Raw genomic sequence first — 652 nt, forward strand, 5'->3', positions numbered from 1 at the left:
GGAGTGCGACGGGCGGCGGAAGCGGCGGCATGACTGCCGTGCTGCCGCCCTGGACGACCTGGGTGTCGCCCGGCACCGCGCCCGACCGGCCGTCGTCCCAGACGCCCCCGCTCGGCGTCGGGACCGTCGCGGGTCGCCCGGCGGCGTAGAGCTCGAGGGCAGCGATCACCTCGTCGGCGTGCGGGCGCAGCCTCGGCTCCGGTGAGAGCGACGCGCGCAGCAGGGGCACGAGGCGGGGGTCGACACCGTCGAGGTCGACGTCGCCGGCGCGGACGCGGGTGAGGACGGCGTCCATCCGGCCGCGCCCGAACGGCGGGCGACCCGACGCGGCATACGTGATCGTGGCAGCCCAGCCCCACCAGTCGGTGGCGTCGGTGATCGCGGCTCCCTCGACGAGCTCGGGTGAGAGGTAGCCGGGTGTGCCCATGACGAGCCCGCCGACGGTGTGGCGCACGTCGTCCTGCAGGTGGGCGATGCCGAAGTCGATGAGCACGGGGTCGCCGTCCTCGATGAGGACGTTGCCCGGCTTGATGTCGCGGTGGACGACGCCGCACGCGTGGATGGAGCGGATCGCCTCGGCGATGCCCCGGGCGAGCCGCAGCAGGTCGGCCGGAGCCATCGGACCGCGGTCCTCGACGACCTCGTCGAGCGC

At 75.0% G+C, this 652-nt stretch carries 1 protein-coding gene; it reads right to left on the minus strand.

The window, feature by feature from the left end; all coding sequences use genetic code 11:
• The coding region (locus tag AC1DP0_RS22465) for a serine/threonine-protein kinase (protein ID WP_478088876.1) at positions 1 to 619 on the minus strand (619 nt) is incomplete at its 3' end.
• Positions 620 to 652 lie beyond the last annotated feature (33 nt).

The organism is Terrabacter sp. P5_B1 (assembly GCF_056400505.1).